The organism is Paenibacillus sp. XP01, from assembly GCF_057364885.1.
The window spans coordinates 5,349,898-5,369,164 of record NZ_CP139481.1; the positions used below are offsets into that span (position 1 = coordinate 5,349,898).

Below are 19,267 nucleotides of genomic sequence, written 5' to 3' on the forward strand. Positions count from 1 at the left end.
ATTGTTCGACCGGGTAATGCTCGCGGATTCTAATCCAGCCCCTCGTATTCGAACCAGCCGAAGTCAGCGAATGCATCATCCCTTCCAGCGCTCTCCAATGCCTCGTTTCCGGTCGAGTCTGTGCCCGGCTGCGTGCAAGCATACAGGCCGATGTACGTGCCCGTAAATCCCCCGGCCCGGTCCGTGCTGAGCAGCCTGCCGTCTGCGTGTTCGCACAAAGGCGTCCATTCCGCCGAGTCATGCTCGCGATAGTCGAAACGGTAATCCTGATGATGCGCTTCTACCTTCAGTTGGATGCGATCGGCTGCCCATGCTGCCGCAGCCAGCCGTCTCTCCCGTCCGCCTTGGCGCTCCATCAGGCGCAGTACACGCTCGCCCCGCTCCAAGGCGATCTCGCATCGAAAATGATGGTCCCCGTTATGAAACAGCGCTAGCCCCGCCGTTTCGCCTTCATGCCCGGGCTTAAACTCCAACTGCACGGCTGCCCTGAAGCTCAGATGCTGCTGGCGGCGTCCGACGAAGGCCGGATTGCCCTGTCCGGAAAGCGTTTCTGGCTTCAGCCTCAACCGCAGATAACCGGGACGTTCGGCAAGGCTCCAAAAGTCGCCGCGCGGCGTACGGAGGAAGTTCCAGACCGGGGAAAGACCGCTTCCATCGAACTCATCCCGGACGGGATCGGCGGGCCAGACCGTTTCCGGCAAATCCGGCGCCTGAACCTCCAGTTCCAGCCTGCCCGCACCCGGGCTGACGACAGGCCATTCCTGTTCCCACACTACCGGAGCCAGAAACGTTTCCCGGCCCAGATTGCGGTAATATCCACCCGCCGTTCGGGAAGCAAGACAGAACATCCACCAATCGCCATGCTGCGTCTGGACCAATTCGCCATGGCCCACGTTGACGATGGGATACTCCCGGCCGAGATGCCGATGGGTCAGGATCGGGTTAGCCTTGTGGCCTTCATATGGACCGCGCACGCTGCGGCTGCGGGCAATCGTTACCGCGTGCGTATGCCCTGTTCCGCCTTCAGCGATCAAGAGATAGTACCAATCCCCGATGCGGTACAAGTGCGGCCCTTCCTGAGCATGCGCGACTTTGAGCGCGCCTTGCCAGATGCTTTCTTTTTCGCCGATCAGCCGTCCTTGTTTCAGGTCAATTTCCTGCAGCCAAATATCCATATGTTTGGGATGGTCCTGCCCTTCCGGCGGGACGCGATTGCCCGTATAATATGCACGGCCGTCCTCATCGAAGAAGAGTGAGGGATCGATGCCCGGTGCGTCCTCCAGCCAAATGGGGTCCGACCAGTCGCCGGCCGGGTCCCTGGTTGTGACGTAAAAGTTATGTTCTTTTTTGTCGTTGTCGACATAAGTCGTGATCATGTAAAATACGCCATCATGATACCGGATCGTGGGAGCCCAGATGCCTCGCGAAGGCAGGATGCCGTCCAGATTGAGCTGGGAGGCGCGGTCGAGCACATGCCCAAGCTGCCGCCAGTGAACCAGATCCTTGCTGTGGAACAGCGGCACGCCCGGAAAATATTCGAAACTGGATGTCACCAGATAATAGTCATCGCCTACGCGAATGGCCGACGGGTCGGGATAAAATCCGGGCAGTACCGGGTTTTGAAACGTTCTCAACATAACTCTCCTCCAGTTCGTCGTATGGAAACACGCCCATTATAGTGGATTGAGAGGTCGTTTTTTTAATCGTTCCATGTGCATTTCGCCTTTTCTTCATCTTTTTTGCTCTTATGAGGGATGCCCCGGCCCACCCTGAATCCCAAAAAAAGAAACCATCCTGCATTTACGGATGATTTCTTATCGTTGCAAAAATGGATGCTAACGTGGTTCTCCATTATTGTCAGCTTACTTAAACTCTTCCGGACCGACATCCATCGCAAAGGTACCATCAGCATACAATAACGGACTGCGTTCAACGTTTTTGCGAGAGTATTGCTCCACGTGTGAGACGCGCATTTGCTTAGAATCGGTAAAATCGATGTGAGCAATCGCTACCCAATATGAAAGATGGCTTTTCTGGTGCAGCGGCGTGGTCACAACTTGCCCCTGATGATTGTCGACCACTGCTCGGACCTTCATGGATTTGAAACTTCCAATCCCGTTGCTGAGCGCGCTGTATGCCGCAAACAGAATGTATTTCAATGCCTCGGGGCGATGGATGACGATGGTTTCTTTGCCATGGGATAATGCATCCCCGTATAACTGTATGTAGGGTTGTTCAAGAGCGGATCCCAGGTTGCGATAATAAATTTTTCCGATCTCGTTGTCCTTCGTCACATAGAAGCAATAGAGATCCAGATCCTTGTCTTTTTTCCATTCTAACGTGGCGGTAACTTTTTCAGACTTCTTAATGTTGATGCTTTCTTGCTTTTTAAGGTCCAGCTTCAATGGCATGGGCGGTTCTTCTATTGCGGCAGCAGCTTCTTCGGCGGCATCCTCCAGCGCAAGGCCGTAATTGGTGACGAGTGCGGCAAGTCCGCCATGAAACCCGCTCCCGACGGCATTGAATTTCCAGTCCCCGTTATGAATGTACAGTTCGCCCACAACGATGGCCGTTTCCAGATTCAATCCGTCTCCGAAATGAAATGTAGCGATTTGTTCGCCATTGGAAGGATCATAAATCAGGCATGAGGCGTCCCGGACCATGGAAAAATTTTTTCCGTTGATTTCTCCTTCATGGATCGTCAGCGTGATTCCGATTTTATCGATGTCGGGCGGGATTTTGCCAAACGAAATATGAATGCATTCCATCTGCCCGTCTCCACCGAAACTATGCCTAACGGCTCCTTGCCTGCCCGATTGTTGGTTATAGAAAATCATATCATCGTCTCTCGTGCATCTCCCTTCATGATTAAGAAGAAACGCTGAAGCGTTGATATCGATGGATGGTCCCGACGTATGCCACGTAAGCCCAATCGCCAATTCAGGAAATATCCTGCCTTTAGTAAGTTCCACTTTTTGTCCTTTTTGCACAATCATAAACGCTCCTCCTCTTCCAGACACAACTCCAAAAATGCAAACAATCCGGATGCCTCCACCGCACGCCTGCCCCAATCATGCCAAAAGTAAAGCACCTGCCCCGCCTGCCCACGTTCTGACGGGTCCATGTCAAGACACAAGTAATCCCCGCCGCCGTTGCTGGCAATCGGAATCCACTTCGGATTCCAAGCCATCGGTTTGATTTCGGCATCGGCCTCCGGTTCCATTTCATCCGGTTCGAACTCCTCCTGCAGGAAACGCCAATTCTCCAGCACCTCCGCTAGCGGGGACAGGGTCAGGTTGCGGACGAAACACTCCGTCCCGATCTTCCGTACCTGTCCATTGTGCACGCGATAAAGGTCCTTCATTTCTTCAGGCAGGGAGAAGCCGAGTCCGGTCTCGACATCGCGAAACTCCTCTTCGCTTGCACCCTGCTGCAAACCCAACGCCTCCCTGAAATCCGGACGCTCGTTTGCTCCTTTCGCAAATATGCGCTGCCACAACGTTTCTGCTTTGCTGACCATTCGGCTTCAACCTCTCCCCATAAGATTCCCGGCATGCTGCCGGAGCAGATTACATTTCTTTTAAAACGCCTTTGACCAAACCGATAAACGTCGTTTTCACCTGCGCAGCCACTTCGATGACCTCATCGTGGCTCAGCGGCTGGTCCAAAATGCCGCACGCCATGTTGGTCAGGCAGGAAATGCCAAGCACTTTCATGCCACCATGGATCGCCACGATTGCTTCCGGAACGGTGGACATGCCGACGGCATCCGCGCCCAGCGTGCGAATCATGCGAATCTCGGCCGGCGTTTCGTAGGCTGGTCCTGTCCACCACGCATACACGCCTTGCTGCAGGCTGATATTTTGTTCCTCGGCGACCCGCAATGCCAGATGGCGCAGTTCACTGCTGTACACCTCGGACATGTCGGGGAATCGAACGCCAAGCTCATCATTGTTCGGGCCGATGAGCGGATTGTTGGCCACCAAATTGATATGGTCCGTAAGCAGCATCAGTTGACCTGGCGCAAAGCCGGTGTTCACCGCGCCGCAAGCGTTGGTAACGATCAGCTTTTCCACGCCCAGCGCCTTCATGATGCGAACCGGGAACGTCACTTCATCCAGCGTAAATCCTTCATAATAGTGAAGGCGCCCTTTCATCGCAACAACCGTTTTGCCCTGCAGCTCACCGATCACGAGTTCGTTCGCATGGCCAACGGCTTCGGATTGCGCAAAATGCGGAATGCTTGCATACGGAATCACCGTTGCATTTTCGATCTCGTCCGCCAGCGCCCCAAGGCCTGAGCCCAAAATCATGCCGACAACAGGTCGGCTTGCGCCGATTTTGCCCAATATGTAATCTCGCGCTTCATGAATATGTGATGTTTGATGCATGGATATGTCCTCCCGAATGTATGGAATTAGAGTAGGCGAAACAGCACTGCATGATCCAGTGTAAGCTACCGAACCATCCGATGCAAACGAAAGGCTGACCTAAAAGGCAAAGACAAAGGCCGCTCGGCCCCTTACGACTGGAGCAGCTCGAAATACGGGATGACAGTGCGTCGAAATCCGGAGCTTCGCCCACATTCTCGTGAAACTGCATGCCAATGGAGTAAGCCTCATCTTGTCCCCACTGTACACAAAAAAAAGACTCTCTGTCGAGAGTCGGCATTCATATATTCCGTACAAACGAATGTAAACGAAGCTGATCCGTCCTTCGGCTTTAATCCACCGTCATGATCGAAGCCCCGTAATCTTCAATATGAACCTTCGCGCTAAACGTAACGGGAATCGCAACAAACTCTCGGTCCCAGTCGTCCTTGAGCTGCTCCCACAGGGCGGGATGCTGAATCCGTACGGTTTTGCCGAAGCCGGCTGCTTCCGCCCGCAGCGATTTCATTTTGGCGACGGCCTGCTGTGCCAGCGCGATCACCCGCTCCTCCACGATATCGGCTTGTTTGGCGAGCAATGCATTGTTCCCCTTGTTCTCTTTGCGAACAAAACTTTCCGAGATTCGACCGGTCGACGTTAACGTGACATGAAACGAAAGCTCGTCTCCCCGAACGTTGGCTTTGATTTCGCTTTTGGCAGACTTGATTTCGTAGGTGAAATTTCGCTGTGAACCCGGCTCCGCGACTCTCACGATGCCTCCGGCCAGATCGCCGGTGATCCACTGCAGCCCCTCCACATCGATTTCGCTTAAATGACCGCCGTATTCCCGCGTTTTACCACGGATTATGCCCGCACCGGACAGCTTGACACCTTGTTTCGTGACGATGACATTGGGCAAGATGAAGCTTGAACCCGACTTCAAGGGACCGATGACTTTGGCGAGCGAAACCGGTTTGACCATACGGGCGCTGCGGGATCGGTTGTTGAACAGGTCCTTAAGCATGAAGGCCGGCGTCTGTCCGGAATGCGTTTCTTTAAACGCATCGCTGGCCATTCCCGTGCTCGTAAAAAGCAGCAAGCTCAATCGAATATCGTTATCCGCCAGATAGAAGTCCAAGAGCTCATTCATGGGTACCTGCTCCAGCAGTTTCGAACCGATGACAATCGTTTTCAGATGAAAGCCTGCCGGAGACTGGTTGCTGAGATAACTTTCCCTGGTCATTTCCATGTTGGAATTTCCCGTCTCCTGTTCGTTGTAGAACGTTTTTCCCGGCGAAGCGGCACCGGAATTATCCCCCTTCTCAGGCAAAACAAACTGCACGGTTCGCCGGATGTATTGTTTGGAGTCATTGCTCTCCTTCCCCACTGCTGACGATGCGCCGTTCTCGTCCGGGGAAATCCAGTCCAGCGCAATCCCGGCCTCGAGATTGCGCTCCTCAATCGGTGAACTGCTCCAGCACCCCGCAAGCAGGATGCATCCTGTGAGCGCGCTGATCAGCAGCATGCCGAGACGTGCTTTTTTCATGACAGTTTCGACCTCCAAACGGAAAGCAGGAGCAGGATGATCGGAAAACTCGAAAAGAGGATCAAATTGGCTTTTCCAATAAAAGCGCCCACAGCAAATACTTCATTCATGTTTTGAGGCAGTTTGGACAACACACAGATGAAGGGCACGATCACATACAGACTCCATTTGTACGGCATTTTCGTGATCTGGGACAGCCCCAGAGCCGCACAGTAGAACACAATCGTGAACGTGGCGAAAATCTGGATGATCCAGATGGACAACAGCAGGGATTCGAAGCGTTCCAGCAACAGGTTCTCCACCTCCACGCTGCGCGCGAGATCAAAAAAAGGCCAGGTCCGCGTCAGGACGCCATCAATCGAAAATGCGCCGATACAGATGATCACCGCCGTCGTATAAAATACGACAGCCAACCCGATGCCCCACCCGGCAATCAGCGTCGCTTTCTTTGGGTTTTGCATTCGGCACAATATGAACAACAGACATTCGCTCCCGCTGAAGGTCAGCGTGGTCGATCCCATGCCATGCAGGACAGGCATGAACCCTTTGGCGAGCACCGGTCGAAGATTGTCCACATCGAAAATATGAAAACCCAGCGAAAAAATCAGAATCAGGACAAAAGCGATGATCGGAAAGATCACTTGACACACTTTCCCGATCGTGGTTATTCCCTCCATACACAGGTACAGGGATGTCCATATAAACAAAGCCAAGATGGCCCAGCCTGGCGTTCCTTCCAGCAGAAAGAACGAAGTGACTTCTTCCATGGATCGCAGTTCGAAACTGGCCACATTGATGTAATACAGAATCAAGATCAATCCGATGCACTTGCCCACGAAAGAACCGGCAATTTCCTGCACGTATTCGTAAAAGGTCATTTCCGGAAAACGCTGGCTCAGCTTGATGATGATCCATGCGTTAACAAAGCTGTATGTTCCTCCGACAGCCACCGTCATCCAAGCATCGGGCGTGCCGACTGCCTCGGCCAACTCCCTCGGCAAGATCAGCAGCTCCGCGCCAATGATGAAACAAACAATCACACCCATGGCTTGTAACGTCGTTAGCTGGTTGGATTGAGGCAACCCGGCTGACATCGCTGCACCCCCTTCCTGAGTTAATCGCTGCGTTTCGGATCTTTCGTTTTCAATACGTTCGGCCGACTTTTCATGAATTGCAGCGGCGCGCGGATTAAATAATCCTTCCAGTCTTTAAGAGACTGGGGTACCGCCATCGTCACGTAGGGAATGCCAAAGCTTTTGAGCTTCAGCATATGGATCGTCAAAAACAGAAAAGACATAATAACGCCATAGAGCCCAAAGATCGCGGCGCTGAACATGATCGGAAACCGCAGCAAGCGCATGGAGATGCCTGCGCTGTACATCGGCGTGGCAAACGACGAAATGGCCGTCACCGCCACGACAATGACCAGAATGGGGCTGACGATGCCAGCATTGACCGCAGCTTGCCCGATAATCAAACCGCCGACGATCCCCATCGCCGGACCAATCGGTTTGGGCAATCGCAAGCCTGCTTCCCGCAGCATTTCGATCGCTACTTCCATGATCATCGCTTCAATCAATGTGGAGAAGGGAACGCCCTGCCTGGTGCCGATAATGGAAACGACCAGCTTCGTCGGAATAAGGCCGGGATGAAACGAAATGAAGGAAATGTAAACTGCAGGAGCGAACAACGAGATTAACGTGGCTACAAAGCGAAGGATTCGAATCAGGGAACTGGGCAGCCACCGCTCGTAATAGTCTTCGGGAGACTGCAGCATCATGCCGTAAGTTACGGGCATTAGCAATGCATATGGGGAGCCGTCGAGCAAAATGGCTACCCTGCCTTCCAACAAAGCCCCCATCACCCTGTCGGGACGCTCGGTACTTTGGATTTGCGCGAAGGGACTCAGAAAGTTGTCCTCGATCAGCTGCTCCACGTAACCTGCTTCCATCACTTCATCCACCTCGATGGTGCCGACGCGCCGCTTCACTTCTTCCACAAGCCCGGGGTTGGCAATATCCTTGAAATAGACGACCATCAGTTCTTTTTCAACCCGGGTCCCCACCTTGTAGGATATCATCGAGAGGCTGTCGCTCTCGCCATGCCTGCGAAGCATCGCCGTGTTGTCGCTCAGCACCTCCGTAAAACCGAGGCGTGGACCGCGAAGGACCGATTCGGAGACGGGTTCTTCAACCGAGCGGCTTTTTCCCCCGGAAATGCCAAGCACAATCCCGCCGGGAGCACCATCCACCAGCAGCATCACCGATCCGAACAAAACTTTGCGGAGCGCCTGCTTGACATCCGCAACCCATTCGATTTCTGCGATCGGCAGCAATTGCTGCATCAGAAAATCCTCCAGCGTCCGATCTGCTGCGAACCGTTCCGAATCCAATGGCGCGCTGCCCCAATCCAGCAGTGGTTTGATCACATTTTCGTCCAAACCGGACTTATCGGTCAGACCGTCAATGAAAAACAGAACCGCTTTCACGTTCAAATTTTGCAAATAGATTGTTTTTTCGTTGATGTCCTGCATGTCTCTGGCTGAAGCCCTGAACTTGCCCAGATTCAGCAGATGATCCATCGTAAAAGACAGCCCTTCTTCGCCAGCTTCCCCATCCCCCGTTTCGGTGTCCTGCCGGTCCGCATCGGGGTAAGCGGAAGGCTGTTTTTGTACCTCTTCCATCCTCTGTTTGCGCCTGCTGTGCCTTCCGTCCCAGGCCTGGATCTGTTGAAAGACCTGCCATATGAGCAAAGGAAACAATGTCAGCCATACTGCTTCCGCTATCATGTTCCATTTCGGCATATGATGCATGATCGTTTGCCACATGGTCCATCCCCCGTTTCCAAAACCTCCATATAGGTTGTAGAGTTTCCAAAAGATAATAAATCATGCAAAAAAAGAACAAAAGCGACGATTGGGTCTCATGCCCCAAATGACTTTTGTTCTTTCCGATTTAAAATATAACGATCCCGCCCGCTGCCGCAAGCAAAATGACGACGAACGGATGCAGCTTGTACTTGATGATCGCAAGCAGGCAGCCTGCACAGATGACGAGCATCCCCAGCGTCGTCCAGTCGAGCAGCGATCCGGTATTGCCGCCAATGCTGAAGTGAATGGCCGCGTAAATGATGAGTCCGGTCACGATCGGCCTAAGGCCATAAAAAGAGGAGCGGACCCACATATTGTTCTGCAAACGCATGAAAAATGCAGTGAAACAAATAACGATGGCAAGCGACGGCAAAATAATGCCGATCGTGGATACGATCGCTCCCGGGATCCCGCTCTCGGAATATCCGATCAGCGTGGCCGTATTGGTGGCAATCGAGCCTGGGGCCATGCCGGCCAAGGAAACGAGTTCTTGGAACCGTTCCGGTTCGATCCACCCCTTATCCATCACTTCCCGCTGAATAAGGGTAATTACCGCATATCCTCCGCCGAACGAGAGGGAGCCCACTTTTAAAAACAACCAAAATAATTCCCACAGCATGTAATCACCTTCAGATGTAATATTCGGGAAAATGAGGCTCCTGCTTGTTCTCGTTGTCCTCCTTCTCCGTTTGTGCCGCCATGCCGAGTGCACGTTTGACAAACACTACAAGCATGCCGATGATCGGACCACCGATAATCAGGTACAGCGAATGAACCTGGGTGAACAGCAGCACGGATACGCTTGCGGCGGTCAGCAGCAAAGTCGCGGCATCCATGATCGACCGTTTGCCCATCTTGAATGCAGCCACGATGATCAGCGCCACTATGGCTGCATGGATTCCTTTTAAAGCCGCCTGTACTTTGGGAACGTCCTGGAACATCATACCAAGCAGGCTGAGGACAAATACGATGATAAACGTAGGCAGCGTAATCGCCGCAACGGCACCTATGGCGCCAATCACTCCTGCCATTCTATAACCGACAAACGCGGCTGAATTGACGGCGACGCCGCCCGGTGCCGAACCGGCCACCGATATCATGTCTGCCATTTCGGAGCGATCCAACCATTTCTTTTTCTCGACGACCTCGCGCTCGATCGCAGCAATCATGGCATAACCGCCCCCAAAGGTAGAGGGACCCAGCTTCAGAAACACGGCACACAACTGGACAAGGAGGTTAAGGTTAATTTTGCGTTGTGTGTTCATATAACACCTTCCCGTTTCATGTTCAATAACTCTTATACTTCATTATAGCATGTTTATTCCATTTTGGAATAAAGTCATCAAAAAATATTAGCCTAAAAGTTATCCTCCCTTTCACAACCTAAAAAATACCACATAATTCCACCAACTTAATTCCATAATAGAATTAACTCAATTATTCCTATAACATTAGCTGGAAAACGTAACTTTCTTCCGTTATACTGAATTTATCTATCCCGACTCATTCACTTGGAAATGGAGCCGTATACTGATGCTTAAACGTTCCCATTCTTCAATTCATAAACAGATTTACGATCGGATCGCTTACCTTGGCACCGTCTCCAAAGCCGATCTGCTGGAATATTTCACGATTACGAGCAGCAGCATGACACGTATTTTGGAAGATATGCTGGGCCAAAAAAAGATCGTCGTTTCCGGATTGGGCAGCTCCACCGGAGGACGCAAGCCGATTCTGTTCCAAACCAACCCATCCTACGGCTATTTGCTTGGGCTGGATATATCGCGAATAAGCTCTTCGCTGGGGTTATATGACCTTCACCTCCAACCACTGGCCCTCTCTCGCTGGAAAATGGATCGTGATTTAACGCCGGAGCGCTTCGTGGAACTGGTAGTCCAAGAAACGCAAGCGATGCTGGAGAAACATCAGATTGCCGCAGAGCAGGTGCTCGGGCTCGGCATAGGTGCTGTCGGACCTCTGGATCCGAAGCAAGGCATTATCCTGCAGCCGGACTTTTTCCCGTCCGAAGCGTGGAACAACGTGCCGATCTGCCGTATGCTGGAGGAACAGCTTCATATTAAGGCACGGCTGGACAATGGGGCCAACACGGCTTTGCTTGCGGAGCATTGGGCGCTGCGAGACGATACCTGCGAACACATGTTATATGTGCACTCGGGGGTCAGTATCCGCTCGGCCATCATGTCCGGCGGCAAAATCCTGCGCGGTGCGGCGGATACCGAAGGGGCCATCGGACAGATGATTATTCAGACGGGCGGCAAAAGGCTGCGGGACAAAGGCAACTACGGCGCCCTGGAAGCCTACGTCTCCGTCCCGTCGCTGGAGGAGCGGGTAAGCGCTCAGCTCAAAATCGGCCGGGAAAGCGTCCTGTCCGGACTGCCGCCGGAGCAAATCCATTTCGCGGCATTGGCCGAAGCGCTTGAACAGAACGACGCTTTGGTCAAGGAGCTTTTTACGGAAACCGCCTCTTATCTGGGCATCGGGCTGGCCAACCTGATCAATACGGTTCATCCGGAATACGTCATTTTGGGTGGAGCTCTCATCAACGCGCATCCGCTGGTCTACGAGACGGCCATTCAGATTGCCCGCAAAAACATCTATCATTATCCCGAGTACGATCCGGTCTTCTCTCAAGGGGAGCTGCGGGACGAAGGCGTGGTCACCGGCGCGGCGCTGATGATTTTGCAGGAATGGGATGGATGACCTTCTGCAAATCGTGCCAAACACATGCCAAAAACAAACCTCTGAACGATCGCGAACCGCGAGAACAGAGGTTTGTTTTCGTATGCCACAGCCTGAAAACGACAATCGGCGTGACCAAAAAAGCACCCTATACGGGTGCTTGCATTAGCTTCCGGAAGCCTCAGCCGCGTTGTTCATCATCCGCGTCCGCAGCGCAGCGGAATCCGGTATTGCCTGAGGAGCTGTCAAGCGTATTTTGGTTGCGTGCCGCGACCCTGTACCGGTTGCAATAGGAGTCGTGGCATAGGTACGAGCCTCCACGCATGGATCGCGCATTTCCTCGGCTCACGCCGAGCGGATTGATGTTGGACGATTGGCGATGATAATACGGATCGAACTCGTCCGCACACCATTCCCACACATTGCCTGCCACATTATACAATCCAAATCCGTTTGGCTCAAACGCATCTACCGGCGCGGTTCCGACATATCCATCCTCGGCATCATTGCTGATCGGAAACTTTCCTTGCCAAATGTTGCACATATGTTTACCGTCCGGCGTCAACTCGTCTCCCCACGGATACCTCGCCTGATCCAAACCGCCGCGCGCAGCATATTCCCACTCCGCCTCTGTCGGCAGACGTTTTCCGGCCCATTTGCAATAAGCCAGCGCATCGTTCCATGATACATGAACGACGGGATGGTTCATGCGATCTTCCACATGGGAACCCTTTCCTTCGGGATGTTTCCAATCCGCACCATCCACGATGTGCCACCACGGCGTCTGCATGACCATCGTGGCTCTGTTCTGCCTTTGTTCCGGCGGTAGCAATAAATGAAACACAAAGGAGTTGCCGAACCGCTCGGCTTCCGTGACATAGTTGGTATCTTGGACAAAATCGGCAAACTGCGCATTCGTCACGGCATAACGATCGATGTAAAACGATGAGAGCGTGACTCCCCTGGCCGGTCCCTCTCCGTCCTGTTCGAAACCTTCCGTGCTGTCCGTTCCCATACGGAACGTTCCACCCTCCAACCGAATCATGCCTGGGCGCTCCGCTGCAGGTGCATTCTCTGTGTCGCTTTCCTGACAGCAAGCCTGTTTTAGGGTAATACGCTTCCCCGGCTTGATGTTGACCGCCGTTTTTCCGCGTCCCGGCGTGCAGCAAGAGGCCTGGTTACCGTCCCGTTCGTTGTGATCCATAAAACGTACCCCCTTCGATGGTTTTTGCTTTATTTAATTATATCATCTTAATTTCATTTTGGAAGAAAGTGTTGGGCTGCAACTATATAAACCCCACTAAGCAATCACACAAGGCACTGCGAGTGCAGTACCATCTTCCGATCACAACAAAGACATCTTCCGGTTCCACCCGAATGTAGGGGGCTACCAAAAGATGTCGCCTGAATCGTCATCTTCATTTCATTTTGGTTTGGGTACAGCAGCTTGGAAGCGGCTTGCCCCTGTTGAAACCTGCGTCCTTCTTTTATAACTTGTCTACCTGCAGCACGATAACCTGCTTCTCGGTGACGGCATGGCGAAGCCTTTCTTCAGTCAGCACGCCCAGCTTGATCAAGCTTTTGATCTTGTTTCCATCCGCCCTGGACGCGAGCCTCCACAGCTCAGGATCGGCAAAAGACGCATACAGCTTGTTGTCATCGTATTCCTTGCGGTGCTGCAGCACCGTTTTGATGGAAAATCCCCCAATGCACGTCTCGTACACGCCTTGCCCTTCGCAGTATGCGACGATTTCGTCGCGCAGTACGGCCAAGCGCTGCTCAATCTCCTTTTGCTGCCGTTTCAATTCGAAATACTCCGTAACCTTTTGTTCCATGGTCCCGCCTCCTTATAGCTTAATTCATATGCAAAGAGGCGAAGATTAGGACTTGCATCCTGAAGATTGTCCGCTGATGCCCTGGTGAGGATGCATGCCCGGATGCATGTGGTGCGCCGCTTCATGATTAAAGTAAGATGGTCAGCCACATGTCATGCAAAAAAACATTCTTGCCACGTATTCGTGACAAGAATGTTCTCTGCGAAAAGTACATCGGCAATAGGTTACTGTCGATGTCGTCCAAGCCGACAAAACTTCTCCACCCGCATTACTTCTCGGGATAAGGGTTAATCATGCGAATGGTGCCATCCGGATTGTACGCCAACTCGGCAAATTTCACGCAGCGCTTGTAGTCGACGCCGCCGGAAAGGGAGCAATCGTGATAGAACAGATACCACTTTTCCCGGAATTGTACAATGGAATGATGCGTTGTCCAGCCTATGACGGGCGGCAAAATGGTGCCTTGGAATGTAAACGGCCCCACCGGGCTGTCGCCGATGGCGTACACCAGTTTGTGCGTCGTTCCTGTAGAATAGGACAAATAATATTTCCCATTGTACTTGTGCATCCATGGTCCTTCAAAATATCGGCAATCCTCGTTGCCTGCGGTCAGCGGTTTGCCTTCCTGATCCACGATGACGATCTCCTGCGCCTCCGAAGCCAGCGATAGCATATCATCGCTCAGTTTGGCCACTCTTGGTCCGAGGGCGGGAGCATCCGGGGCAGGACCTTCCGCATGTTCCACGTAGCTTCCTGTCTGCCATTTCTCCAACTGTCCGCCCCATAGCCCGCCAAAGAACATGTAGGCCTGATCGTCCTCGTCGACGAACACAGCGGGGTCAATGCTGAAGCTGCCTTGAATGTACTGCTCCTCCGGCTTGAACGGGCCTGCCGGAGACGACGATGTAGCCACACCGATGCGGAAAATGCCATCATGATCCCGCGCAGGGAAAAACAAATAATAAGTGCCGTTTCTGAACGCGGCATCCGGTGCCCACATCTGGCTGGATGCCCAAGGGACATCCTTCACATGCAGCGCCTCGCCATGATCCGTCACGGGTGAATCCATGTCCGTCATGGACAGCACATGATAATCCTCCATCTTATACTGGTCCCCGTTGTCATTCACTGGACCATCATGGTCGAGATCATGGGAGGGATAGATATAGATGCGATCCTCGAACACATGCGCCGACGGATCGGCAGTAAAGATATGGGTTACTAAAGGTTGATGCGGTTTAGGCAATTCGGACATGCAAATGGCTCCTTCCAAAAGATATGCAACCGCGCCCAGCTTCTGGACGCGGCGACGGGTTCAACGATGAAGATGATCCTTCCCGTTCCCGTTTCACTTGGGCGCTGCGATTCGCGCAACACGCTGATAGGCTTCCTTCGGACGATGCGACTCGTCGAACAGGAAAGGCCAGTTTTTCCGCCCTCGGACAGGGAAATCGTCAAGCCAGGTGTAATCGTCGGCAGCCCCCCAGAATGTCACGGCGCTGATATGTTCCTTGTATTCGTAAAGCAGGCGGAAAATGGATTCGTATCGCTCGGCCTGCAACTCCAGCATCTCCTCCGTAGGATGAACCAGATCCGTGCGCCTGTCGTCAAAGCGGAATACCGAGACATCCAGTTCGGTAAGCTGAAGCTGCAGGCCAAGCTGCGCATATCGCTCAATCGCGGCGCGCATATCGTCCAGGCTCGGATCATACAGATTCCAATGCGCCTGCAGGCCGACGCCATGAATCGGCACGCCTTGATCCAGCAGCGAACGGACGAGCCGATAAATGCGCTCCCGCTTGTGCGGATTGGACTCGTTATAATCGTTATAGAACAAAAGCGCCTGCGGGTCTGCTTCATGGGCGAATTCGAACGCTTTGGCAATAAAGTCCTCTCCCGCGATATCCAACCATTTGGAAGGCCGCAGGAATGCATTTTCGTCGTTCGCATCATCCGAAATAACCTCGTTCACGACATCCCAACCATAGATAACGTCCTTATATCTGCCAACGACGGTTTGAATGTGTGCGCGCAATCGCTCCAGCAATACAGCACGTTCCACCAGCCCGCCAGCTTTGTTCTCGAACAGCCATTCGGGAGTCTGGTTATGCCAGACCAGCGTATGGCCGCGCAGCGCCATCCCATGCTCCCGGGCAAAGGCCGCGATGATATCCGCATCCTCGAATGTATACAGTTCCTCCTTTGGATGCACGCTGGAGAATTTCATTTCATTTTCCGCCGTCAGGCTGTTGAAGTGATATGCAAGCAGTGAACGCTGGCGTTCGATCGTGCCCGGATTCACTGCTGCTCCGATATGGAAAGCGTCCTTGTACAATTCCTTCAGTGGGGCCTCTGTTCGAAACGAAACCATCATTTCCCTCCTCGTTATTGCCCTGTTCCTCTTGGGCTGAAGCTTGCAGCCTGTATTGGCGGCAGGTCAGATCGAATACTCAAACCAGTCGAAACGGGCAGGAGTGCTGCTTGCCCGGCCGTTGCCCGTAGCGTATAGCCCGATCACCGCTCCGGTGAAGCACATTTTATGGACAAAATCCTCCGGAGAGATGGCACGCGCCGAACCCGACCCCAAATCCCTCCAGTTTTCCCCGTCCTCGGAACAAGCCAGCCTGTATTCCTTTTCTGACGATTCGATCCGGAGCCATAGCTGCTCCGCTTGCGTTTCACTTTCATGAACCGTGTGCGACTCTCCGCGCACCGTCAGACGGGCAAAGAGCACATTGCGGCCTTCCAACCGTCTTATGCCAAGCTCGTAGTGCGCGTCCTCATCCCGGCGGATGCACAACCCCGCTTCTTCACCGTCGGCGACCGGCACGAATGACATACATGCCGTAAAGCTGGCATGCAGATGCTGCTGCCTCCGGCCGACAAACGTGAGCTGGCCAACGTCGCCGAGACCCGCCGCCTGACCATACAACGTCAGGAAACCCGGTTTTTCTGCAAGCGAGCATGCTCCCTCTGTCGGATTGCGCACAAACATCCATTGCGGTCCAAGTTCTCCATCGAATTCGTCCCGGCCGACAACGATGGCTCCATTTTCCTCCAACAAAGAAGGGGCCGTCACGGGCTGGCGCTGAACCGTCATATCCAGGCTCACTATTCCTTCATTGTTGTCAATGTGCGGCCAACCGTCATTCCAAACGACCGGTGCGAGGAACGTTTCCCGTCCCAGCACGCTATATCCTTCCTCCGTCAACCGCACGCCGAGAAATACGGCCCACCAGTCGCCGTGGTGATCCTCCACCAGATCGGCATGGCCCAAATACTGGATTGGATGATCCAGATGGCGATGGGTCAGGATGGGCTCTGGATAGCGTTCGAACGGACCGTAAGGTTTATCGCTTCTGCCGATGATTTCGCGGTGCTCCTTGGCCGTTCCGCCCGAAGCGGACATCATATAATACATGCCGTTGATTTTGTACAAATGCGGCCCTTCGGTCCATGGACCGCCGTCTCCATGCCAAACGACTTGCGGTTCGGAGAGCGCCTCTCCCGTCGCAATGTCGATCTCATACTGAATGGCGTGAGAGTCGTAATCCGCGCCTTGCTGGGCCGTAACATACACTTTGCCGTCATCGTCAAAAAACAGCGATGGGTCAATTCCGCCATACGGAATGCGAATCGGATCGGACCACGGTCCGGCAGGGTTGGTTGCCGTCACGTAGAAGTTGCCGATGCCTCTCACATCTGTCGTAATCATATAGAACGTGCCTGCGTGGTAACGCAGCGCAGGAGCGTAAATGCCGTCCGAGCTTTTCTGCCCGGTCAAATCAAGCTGGCTGATCCGGTCCAGTACATTGCCGATCTGCTCCCAATGAATCAGATCCCGGCTCCGAAAAATCGGTACTCCGGGAAAATATTCGAACGAACTGCAAACAAGGTAAAAATAATCCTCCGCCTTCACGATGCTCGGATCCGGATAAAATCCGGGCAGGATCGGATTGGCATAACGGATCGTATGCGATTGAAGCTGTGGCATTATTCCTTCACACTCCCTACGTTAAGTCCAACGACAAAGTATTTTTGCATGAACGGATATACGAGCAGGATCGGTACCGAAGCAACAATGGTAATCGCGGCCCGGATTGAAATCGGCGTTACCTGTGTCGAATGCTCCACCCCAACGCCGTTGGCTACCGAAGGGTTGCTGTTGGCGTTCATGCTGGAGGATAACAGCTTCATCAATTCATATTGCAGCGTGCTCAGCTCTTGACGGGAGGACGTATACAGAAAAGCATCGAACCAGGAGTTCCATGCCCCTACCGCGACGAAGAGCGCAATCGTTGCCAAAACGGGTTTGCACAGCGGAAAGATGACTTTCCAGAAAATCCTGAAATCTCCGGCCCCGTCTATTTTGGCTGATTCGATCAGGCTTTCGGGGATGGTATAAATATAAGTACGGATAACGATCAAGTTAAACGCGCTGACCAGCGACGGGATGACATACACCCAGAACGAATTGATCAAATGCAGGTCCTTCATCAGGAAATACCCCGGAATGAGCCCTGCGTTGAAATACATCGTCAGTACAAACACGGTCGTGATCAGCTTGCGGAAAATATATTCCCGGCGGCTCAGCGTATAGGCCAGCATGGTGGTCAGGAATATATTGAGCACGGTGGAAAGCACCGTACGCGCCACGGAAACCATGAACGCATTATAAATCGTGCCTGATGCAAACACGGCTTTGTAGTTCTGCATCGTGAACTCGCGAGGCCATAAGTACAATCCACCCCGGATGGTGTCATTCCCTGCATTGAACGAAACGACAATCGTGTTCAGAAACGGGTACAACGTGACAATGACCAGCAAAATCATAAAGATGGTATTGAAGGTGTTGAACAGAATCGGTTCAATGCCCCTGCCACCCGGGCGGCGTACGGAAAGTGCCGTATTCCCTGAACCGGACAATGTAGTTTTTTTCATGATTATAACAGCCTCTCTTCCCCAAGCCGCTTGGCGGTCCAATTCGCGATGAGCAACATGGTAATGCTGACTACGGTTTTGAATATCCCGCCGGCAGTAGCTAGCGAATAGTTGCCCTGGGCAATCCCGTATTTGAGCACAAAGATATCAATCGTTTCCGACCAGTCAACAACAAGTCCGTTGCCCAGCAAATATTGAACCTCAAAGCCTGCTTCCAAAATATGTCCGATCGACATAATCAGCAGGATGACAATGGTTGGCTTGATTCCCGGCAGGGTGATGTTCCACATTTTTTGGTACCGATTGGCTCCATCAATGTCGGAGGCTTCATACAGCGCCGGATCAATAGAGGCCATAGCCGCCAAATAAATAATCGTGTTCCAGCCGACTTCCTTCCAGACATGGGAACCCGCAACGACTCCCCAGAAATACTTTCCTTCCGTCAGCCAGAGAATGGGTTCATTGATGAGGTGCAATTTCATTAAAATATCATTAACGATGCCGTCGGAAGCGAGCGAGGTCGCCACGATGCCGGTAACGATAATCCACGATAAAAAGTGGGGCAGATACGAAATCGTCTGCACCGTCCGCTTCCACATGACCTTTTTGATCTCATTGAGCAGCAGGGCCAGAATAATCGCGGTTACAAAGCCTAATATGAGGTTGATCACACTCATCGCCAGCGTATTGCGAAGCACTCGCAAAAAGTTGTCATCCGTGAATAAAAATTGAAAATGCTTGAATCCTACCCAGGTTTGCTGTGAGAAGCTTCTTGCAGGCTTATAATCCTGAAAAGCCATGGTCCAGCCCCAGACAGGGACGTAAGCAAAGGTAACGATATACGCAAGCAGAGGAACAGACATCCAGATCAGCTGTCTCTGCGCTTTGATGTTCTGCCAGGTCAGCCGTCGGATTTTCGGTTTTTTCTTCGGGCCGAGCGGCTTGTTGCCCACTACGATTTCCTCCATAATATCAAGCTCCCTATCCAGCTTTGTATTGAAAAGAA

Annotated in this window: 17 protein-coding genes; 1 reads left to right on the forward strand and 16 read right to left on the reverse strand. The window is 52.7% G+C overall.

The window, feature by feature from the left end; all coding sequences use genetic code 11:
* Window positions 1–29: 29 nt before the first annotated feature.
* The 9 genes from SNR34_RS24110 to SNR34_RS24150 all read right to left on the reverse strand — a co-directional run bounded on the left by SNR34_RS24110 (window position 30) and on the right by SNR34_RS24150 (window position 10,050).
* Window positions 30–1,637 (reverse strand): glycoside hydrolase family 43 protein, encoded by a 1,608-nt coding sequence (locus tag SNR34_RS24110; protein ID WP_486180376.1) that lies wholly within the window; start codon window positions 1,635–1,637, stop codon window positions 30–32.
* Between the two features lie 225 nt (window positions 1,638–1,862).
* Complete coding sequence (locus SNR34_RS24115) at window positions 1,863–2,996, reverse strand: TerD family protein (RefSeq protein WP_236415606.1); 1,134 nt, start codon at window positions 2,994–2,996, stop codon at window positions 1,863–1,865.
* A complete protein-coding gene (locus tag SNR34_RS24120) occupies window positions 2,993–3,520 on the reverse strand; it encodes an SMI1/KNR4 family protein (RefSeq protein WP_486180377.1) in 528 nt (175 codons plus the stop codon). The genes SNR34_RS24115 and SNR34_RS24120 overlap by 4 nt, the downstream gene beginning before the upstream one ends.
* 49 nt (window positions 3,521–3,569) lie before the next feature.
* Window positions 3,570–4,391, reverse strand: coding sequence for a purine-nucleoside phosphorylase (locus tag SNR34_RS24125; protein WP_236415604.1), 822 nt, complete (start codon window positions 4,389–4,391; stop codon window positions 3,570–3,572).
* A 331-nt stretch (window positions 4,392–4,722) separates the two neighbouring features.
* Complete coding sequence (locus tag SNR34_RS24130; protein ID WP_486180378.1) at window positions 4,723–5,916, reverse strand: Ger(x)C family spore germination protein; 1,194 nt, start codon at window positions 5,914–5,916, stop codon at window positions 4,723–4,725.
* A complete protein-coding gene (locus tag SNR34_RS24135; RefSeq protein ID WP_486180379.1) occupies window positions 5,913–7,010 on the reverse strand; it encodes a GerAB/ArcD/ProY family transporter in 1,098 nt (365 codons plus the stop codon). Before SNR34_RS24135 ends, SNR34_RS24130 begins: the two co-directional genes overlap by 4 nt.
* A gap of 20 nt (window positions 7,011–7,030) precedes the next feature.
* Window positions 7,031–8,743, reverse strand: a complete 1,713-nt coding sequence (locus tag SNR34_RS24140) for a spore germination protein (RefSeq protein ID WP_486180380.1) — start codon at window positions 8,741–8,743, stop codon at window positions 7,031–7,033.
* A gap of 127 nt (window positions 8,744–8,870) precedes the next feature.
* Window positions 8,871–9,404, reverse strand: a complete 534-nt coding sequence (locus tag SNR34_RS24145; RefSeq protein ID WP_486180381.1) for a chromate transporter — start codon at window positions 9,402–9,404, stop codon at window positions 8,871–8,873.
* A gap of 10 nt (window positions 9,405–9,414) precedes the next feature.
* Entirely contained in the window at window positions 9,415–10,050 is a 636-nt protein-coding gene (locus SNR34_RS24150) for a chromate transporter (RefSeq protein ID WP_486180382.1), read from the reverse strand.
* A 268-nt stretch (window positions 10,051–10,318) separates the two neighbouring features.
* Here SNR34_RS24150 and SNR34_RS24155 point away from each other — a divergent pair, with 268 nt between their 5' ends.
* Window positions 10,319–11,506 carry an ROK family protein gene (locus tag SNR34_RS24155; RefSeq protein ID WP_486180383.1) on the forward strand — a complete coding sequence of 396 codons (1,188 nt, stop codon included), beginning with the start codon at window positions 10,319–10,321 and terminating at the stop codon, window positions 11,504–11,506.
* Between the two features lie 160 nt (window positions 11,507–11,666).
* Here the strand turns inward: SNR34_RS24155 and SNR34_RS24160 are convergent, their stop codons facing one another.
* The 7 genes from SNR34_RS24160 to SNR34_RS24190 form a co-directional block, all read right to left on the reverse strand.
* Window positions 11,667–12,689: a formylglycine-generating enzyme family protein gene (locus tag SNR34_RS24160; RefSeq protein WP_486180384.1), complete on the reverse strand. Its 1,023-nt coding sequence runs from the start codon at window positions 12,687–12,689 to the stop codon at window positions 11,667–11,669.
* A 283-nt stretch (window positions 12,690–12,972) separates the two neighbouring features.
* Complete coding sequence (locus SNR34_RS24165) at window positions 12,973–13,320, reverse strand: hypothetical protein (RefSeq protein ID WP_486180385.1); 348 nt, start codon at window positions 13,318–13,320, stop codon at window positions 12,973–12,975.
* A 268-nt stretch (window positions 13,321–13,588) separates the two neighbouring features.
* Window positions 13,589–14,575 (reverse strand): glycoside hydrolase family 43 protein, encoded by a 987-nt coding sequence (locus SNR34_RS24170; RefSeq protein WP_236415586.1) that lies wholly within the window; start codon window positions 14,573–14,575, stop codon window positions 13,589–13,591.
* A 93-nt stretch (window positions 14,576–14,668) separates the two neighbouring features.
* Window positions 14,669–15,694, reverse strand: a complete 1,026-nt coding sequence (locus tag SNR34_RS24175; protein ID WP_486180386.1) for an endo-1,4-beta-xylanase — start codon at window positions 15,692–15,694, stop codon at window positions 14,669–14,671.
* Window positions 15,695–15,757: 63 nt separating this feature from the next.
* Window positions 15,758–17,314, reverse strand: a complete 1,557-nt coding sequence (locus SNR34_RS24180) for a glycoside hydrolase family 43 protein (RefSeq protein WP_486180387.1) — start codon at window positions 17,312–17,314, stop codon at window positions 15,758–15,760.
* Window positions 17,314–18,153, reverse strand: a complete 840-nt coding sequence (locus SNR34_RS24185; protein ID WP_236415831.1) for a carbohydrate ABC transporter permease — start codon at window positions 18,151–18,153, stop codon at window positions 17,314–17,316. Before SNR34_RS24185 ends, SNR34_RS24180 begins: the two co-directional genes overlap by 1 nt.
* Window positions 18,154–18,263: 110 nt before the next feature.
* Window positions 18,264–19,229, reverse strand: a complete 966-nt coding sequence (locus SNR34_RS24190) for an ABC transporter permease (protein WP_236415582.1) — start codon at window positions 19,227–19,229, stop codon at window positions 18,264–18,266.
* Between the last annotated feature and the right edge of the window lie 38 nt (window positions 19,230–19,267).